This is a genomic window from Lacinutrix sp. YIN62, assembly GCF_057219185.1.
In genome coordinates, this window is the sequence record NZ_JBXVVH010000042.1 from 1 (window position 1) to 5,808 (window position 5,808).

A 5,808-nucleotide genomic window follows, 5' to 3' on the forward strand; every position below is an offset into this window, starting at 1 on the left:
CGGTTAAATGAAAACAAAATTAACGGTAAAATTGTTAATTTGGCTAAGTGCTAAATCCGAAAAGTTAGTCCATTTTAATCCCTTACTATTCTTATACAAACCGTTGGCGGTAATTGACACTGTGAACTTACAAGTAATATGATAAAGAAAGTAATAGAAGGAAAATTGTATTTATTCTCTGACCAAGGAATGGAGGGAGGAGTATTATCTATAATTGATAAGAATGAAATCAAATATCGAGCACCTAAATTTGGGATTACAGAAAACAAAAAAGTATGTGATAAGAATAACAATTCAAAGCAAGGCATAACATCCGAACCAGAACTTAATGTAAATGGAGAATGGTGTTTATGGCCTGACCCAATTTGTAAAGACCCAGATTATAGAATATCATCACTATATAGGGGAGAAGATCAAGGAGACTTAGCTGCTGACAAAAGATTAATGAATAAGTATGGATTTAGACTAAAATACAATGAAGAACGTGCTAATGAACTCTATGGTGTTGGAAATTGGAAATTCACAAAAACACCAACTGATATAGAATTGAAAGATGGTAGTCTAGTTTCAATGGGCAGTACACCAACAAGTATGCCAGACAGACCCTATGGCATATCAGAGGATGGTTTAACTAGAGTTACTGTAAAATGGAATGATGGTACGATTGAAAAACAAAGATTATCAAATACCCTATTGGCAGAAAGTTGGAGTTATGATGGATTACATCAATTAAATGAGAAAGATTATCTAAAAGTTAAAGACCAAAAGACAAATGAGATAATATGTGAAGGGCAAATAGATTTAATTCCTCTAAAACGTTTTAGTCAAACTAAGAAAGGACACTTTGAAGATACAGACGATAAAAACTGGGAAATGTATTTTGATGAAAATTACTTTGCAGAACTATACCGTGAGAATGAACAACTACCGCCAACAAAGTATAAAAATAATGGCAGGATAAGTGCCAATTCTAACGCAAGTGTTAATAAGAATATTTGGTCTAGGCTGAAAAGTTTGTGGTCTTAAAACCGCCACTATTCTTATACAAACCGTTGTACGCAAGTTGAGCAATGAACACAGATTTCAAATTAACATCAAAAGATAAACTAACTGAACTTGCAAAAAGTAAAGGAATTGAAACGTGGAATGAATTGAGCGAATTCATTAAGAATTTACCATACGGACGAAATAAAAATCGGACTGATTTTGGACTCGTATTATCTGAACAAAAAGGGACTTGTAGCTCGAAGCACGCTCTTTTAAAAAAAATTGCGGATTTTAATAACGTGCCGAATATTGATTTAGTAATTGGAATTTATCGAATGACTGAATCGAATACACCAAAAATTGGAACTGAACTCTCTGATAACTTGGTTAAATTTATTCCAGAAGCACATTGTTACTTAAAAATAAATGGAACCCGAACTGACTTGACAAGCGAACAATCAGAATTCAAAAAAATTGAGAAAGACATAATCGAAGAAAGGTTAATCCAACCAAGTCAGGTTGTGGAATTCAAAGTTGACTATCATAAAAAATTTATAGAAAGCTGGCTAAAAGAAACACAATCGGAATTTGAATTTAACCAAATTTGGAGAGTAAGAGAAAAATGTATAATGAATCTAACAGAATAAAACCCTGCGTACAACAATGTATAACCGCAATTCCGGCGAATTCGACTACGTCCAAATTCATACAGAATTGCTAACGTCTGTGCTAAATCGAAAATTAACGCATATTAACCCGTAACTGACGGTTATACGAGACCGTTGTGTGTAAGCTGAAAAAAATCCGTGAAATAATAAAATGGGAATATTTGACTTTTTAAAAAGGAAGAAAAAAGCTAAATCGGAAAAGACCGAAAAGCCATCCCCTGAACAAAAGTTATTCTCTGAAAAAGCTATGGAAATTGTAATTCCGACTTTTGAGCACTTCGGATTTAAAAAACACCGAATTGAAATCGGAAAACATTCATCGATAATAATCTACCGCAAGAACAATCAATATCTAAAAATATCGAGCACTACCTATCCAACTGATTATCCATATTGCTATAACATAATTTTCGGAGACGGAGACAGCGAAGATGTTTTTGAATATGATTGGAATTCAGTGGCACTTTGGCGATTTAAGACAGAAATAGAGCCAAAATCAAAAGCATCTGAATATAAGTTCCCAACAAAAAAAGGAGTTGAACCAAGCCTAAAAAATGCGAATACGGAATTGAAGAAATATGGACTGACATTTCTAAACGGAGAAATGGACTTGTTTTATAAAATTAGAAAGGAACAAAATCAAAACAGAGAACCATACAAAATCTATTCGCCTGATGAAAATGGAAAATACCAAACTTCATTCGAGCCGAAAAGTGTGGAGCAAAAGAAAAAATACAGTTGAATAAAAAAAGCCTACACACAACAATGTATAACCGCAATTACGGCGGATTCGACTACGTCCGAATCCACTCAGAATTGCGAGCGTCAGTGCCAAACCGAAAATTAAAACATATAAACCCGTAACTGACGGTTATACGAGACCGTTACCTGCAAGCTGAAAAAAAATGAAAAAATATATTAATCTCATTTTAATATTGGTCACAGCATTAAGTTGTAAAGCCCAAGAAAATTTGAAAGATTTTTACTATCCGTTTTCCAATAAAACAGAAACTAAAATTTATAAATACGTCGACAAAAACGACTCTACAAAAATTGAGTATTGGCAAGTAACAACAAATCCTGAAACAAACGAATTAAAAACAGTTTCTTATGATTCTGAATTCAATATTTACAATACATTTGATGAAGTGATAACCAAAAGCGGAGCTGAATTAATTGCTTATTCTGACTTTGAAGTTGATGAGAAAGGAGAAAGAAAAGAAATTAAAGCGAAAGTAATCGACAAAGATGTTTATAAGTGGAATGGCGACAAGGAATATATTTATTCCGTTAAATATGTAAATAAATATGGTCGGTTCGACTTTAAAAAGACAAGAGCGGAATCTGAACTTGAAACTATTGCTGTAAATGGAAAGGAATATCAAGCAATAAAATTTAGAGACGACTATCTAATTTTAGCACTTGACCACAATGTTGAGCAAAGATTTTATCAAGACGCTTATTATGTGAAAGATATTGGAATGATAAAATATAAAAGGAAAATCCCAATTCAACACAAACTAATCGAATTGGAATTAACGGAAATCCTTACAGAACAGGAATTTGAAAAAATAAAAGCCAGCAGGTAACAATGGCTATAATTAATACGGGTTTTGGTGCTTAACCCAAAGTTTAGAGCTTTTAATAAAGTCCACCAAATCTTTTGATTTGGCTTTAAAACAGAAAAAATAAAACCTGTCTTCCGACAGGCAGGCAAAATAAAAAGTTTTGGCTAAGTGCTTAAACGGAAATTCAGTAATTTTAATTCCCGTACTAACCATAGCCGAGACGTTATGCTCAATTAAAAAAAATGACCGAAGAAGATTACAAAAAGGAATTAATAAAAGCATTGGATAGAGAGAAAACCACTATCCTATTAAATCTTAATTCTTTTCTTCAAAAAATTCCACATGAAGCTGTTAGGGTAAATATTATAATTTCACCGAGCCAAGATGGAGAAGGTGATTTTTGTATTCATGGAGGGCTAAACGGACCAAATTTATATGGACTAAACAAGAAAGTTGAGGATTGGACAAATATTCTTGATATCAAACATGGAAGAGACGGATTTGAACCTGATTTCCCTATGGTTGACCCTTTCTCTGTAGGCTTTTATGTTAATGACATAATTGAAAAAGTATTCGCAAAGTGGCTTGATGATCATTGGAGCAAAATAGATGATTCAAAAGTAAGTGTGGGAATATCAATTTACTCAGACCACATATAAATTGAAGAAAGGATAATGAGAGATATAAATCGCATACCTGAAATATTAAAAGAACTTGAGAAAGTATGGTTGGAAAATCCTGATTTTAGATTAGGACAATTGATTACCGTTGCAACTAGACCAAACACTCCTCACCCGACAACTTTTTATATTGAAGATGATAAAATGTTAAATGGTTTAAAGTCTATTGGAGTAAAACAGGATAATGAAAATTCAACAACACCATATTGGGAAAAGTATCCTGAGATTTGCAGAATGGCTCCAGAGGAATTAACAATTGAGATAATCACGGATATGCTCCGCATAATTAAAGAAGATAAGAAAGATATTGTTGTCACTCCAATAAAGCTGATGGAATTAACTGGTGCTCCTGTATCTGATGAAAATTGGTTGATTGGACAAAAATCAAGAATTAACAAATTGAAAATCATCCTTCAAGAATTGAGCGATAAAAAATTGCTAGAAGAAATCCAAATTGGCTATAGCATAAAAGAATAAATTCATACTCACATCAAAAATCAACTAACTTCTTCAAAGGAACTTCCAAAGCATTAGCAATCTCCAAAAGTGAATAAATAGTAGGATTGACTTTTCCATTCTCCAACTTTTCAAGAGCCTGTCTGTCTTTATTGCAAGCTCTTGCCAAATCTGACTGGCTCCAGCCCTTCTGACTTCTTAACTCAACAATACGTTGACCGACTTTCTTTTTAAGTTGTTCTTTATTCACAGAACAAATGTCAATTAATTATACGACAATTTTGTCATATAAAAGTTTGACAACTCATTTCTAATTATTATGTTTGTCATATAAATAGTTGACAATTGAGCAAATCCAAGATTTTAAAAATATACAGTAAGTTTCGTTATCGCAGATGGGGGAACAATTATACTGTACCTGAAATTAGATTAGAGGGACAATGGCTCGAACAACTTGGATTTGAAAAAGGAGATACTGTAAAAATTGATCAGAAGAAACGTAAACTGATAATCACAGTAAGAAAAGAAAAAGAGCGGTTTAAGTGCTTAATTCGAAGTGAGTTTTGTAAATTGAAAGCGAATAGTAAACAGAAAAGTTAGTGATTTTTAATCCGCTACTTTTCATATACTAACCGTTGTGTGTCATTAAAACAAACCTAAATGAATATCTCTGAAAGAGCTCAAAAATATTTACAGACGTTAAAAAGAGATTCTAATTATGTTTCAAATCAAAAAGAAACTAAGGAATATCTTTCTAAACAGAATATTGAACTCGCAGATGAATTTTTGAAATTCCAAATGCAATATTCAGGATACGAATTGACCATAAACAACGATTCTGGAAATTCATTTTCTGCTTCTTTGTTTTCTAAGAATCAAATTCAAGAAAACATAAAACTCGAAATTGAAAAAGCAGGAGATAAATTTATAGAAATTTGTGGTGACCATAAAACTGCACAATTCACTTTTTATCTGACTGACAAAGGAGAGTTTTGCACATTAGACGATGATGACTTAGCAAATATTCTCCATAGTTCTTTTGATAAATTAATCGAAGAATATGCTTTAAGGAATGAAATTTCTGATTGGAATTCAAATCCTTATTACCACGAAATAAAAAACATTGATAGATTAGAAACTTTAATGAATAATGACTTTGAAATTATTGAGGAATGTTCAGACGAATATTCTACTTGGTGGAGAAAAGATAATTTGATTGCTGTTAAAGGTGTTTGGTTGGATAGACCTGAATTCTATTTTCACATTTATGGGAAAAATGAAGATGAATGCTATGATTTTATTGAGGAATTGAAAGACGATAATATTCTAAAATAACGAACACACAACAAAGAACTGTGGATAAAAACAAGTAAAAACTCATTAATTTTTCACTAACGTACTTCTATAAGTCTCATCATATATTAATCCTGATTTAGCAATTGCGAAGGC

At 32.2% G+C, this 5,808-nt stretch carries 9 protein-coding genes; 8 read left to right on the forward strand and 1 reads right to left on the reverse strand.

All coding sequences use genetic code 11. The features are described 5' to 3' along the window. Positions 1-138 precede the first annotated feature (138 nt). The 6 genes from AC2D8I_RS15685 (at position 139) to AC2D8I_RS15710 (ending at position 4,380) form a co-directional block, all read left to right on the forward strand. Positions 139-1,026 (forward strand): hypothetical protein, encoded by an 888-nt coding sequence (locus tag AC2D8I_RS15685; protein ID WP_484707018.1) that lies wholly within the window; start codon positions 139-141, stop codon positions 1,024-1,026. A gap of 44 nt (positions 1,027-1,070) precedes the next feature. Continuing rightward, on the forward strand, positions 1,071-1,634 hold the full coding sequence (locus tag AC2D8I_RS15690) for a hypothetical protein (protein ID WP_484707020.1): 564 nt from the start codon (positions 1,071-1,073) through the stop codon (positions 1,632-1,634). Positions 1,635-1,806: 172 nt separating this feature from the next. Further along, a complete protein-coding gene (locus AC2D8I_RS15695; RefSeq protein ID WP_484707022.1) occupies positions 1,807-2,397 on the forward strand; it encodes a hypothetical protein in 591 nt (196 codons plus the stop codon). A gap of 163 nt (positions 2,398-2,560) precedes the next feature. Beyond that, positions 2,561-3,244, forward strand: a complete 684-nt coding sequence (locus tag AC2D8I_RS15700; RefSeq protein WP_484707024.1) for a hypothetical protein — start codon at positions 2,561-2,563, stop codon at positions 3,242-3,244. A 221-nt stretch (positions 3,245-3,465) separates the two neighbouring features. Then, a complete protein-coding gene (locus AC2D8I_RS15705) occupies positions 3,466-3,882 on the forward strand; it encodes a DUF6389 family protein (RefSeq protein WP_484707026.1) in 417 nt (138 codons plus the stop codon). A 15-nt stretch (positions 3,883-3,897) separates the two neighbouring features. Further along, positions 3,898-4,380, forward strand: a complete 483-nt coding sequence (locus AC2D8I_RS15710; RefSeq protein ID WP_484707028.1) for a hypothetical protein — start codon at positions 3,898-3,900, stop codon at positions 4,378-4,380. Between the two features lie 13 nt (positions 4,381-4,393). On the opposite strand, the gene AC2D8I_RS15715 is transcribed toward AC2D8I_RS15710, so the two are convergent. Next, positions 4,394-4,609 (reverse strand): helix-turn-helix domain-containing protein, encoded by a 216-nt coding sequence (locus tag AC2D8I_RS15715; RefSeq protein WP_484707030.1) that lies wholly within the window; start codon positions 4,607-4,609, stop codon positions 4,394-4,396. 95 nt (positions 4,610-4,704) lie between these two features. Here AC2D8I_RS15715 and AC2D8I_RS15720 point away from each other — a divergent pair, with 95 nt between their 5' ends. Further along, positions 4,705-4,959, forward strand: a complete 255-nt coding sequence (locus AC2D8I_RS15720; protein WP_484707032.1) for a SymE family type I addiction module toxin — start codon at positions 4,705-4,707, stop codon at positions 4,957-4,959. A gap of 60 nt (positions 4,960-5,019) precedes the next feature. After that, complete coding sequence (locus AC2D8I_RS15725; protein WP_484707034.1) at positions 5,020-5,694, forward strand: hypothetical protein; 675 nt, start codon at positions 5,020-5,022, stop codon at positions 5,692-5,694. Positions 5,695-5,808 lie beyond the last annotated feature (114 nt).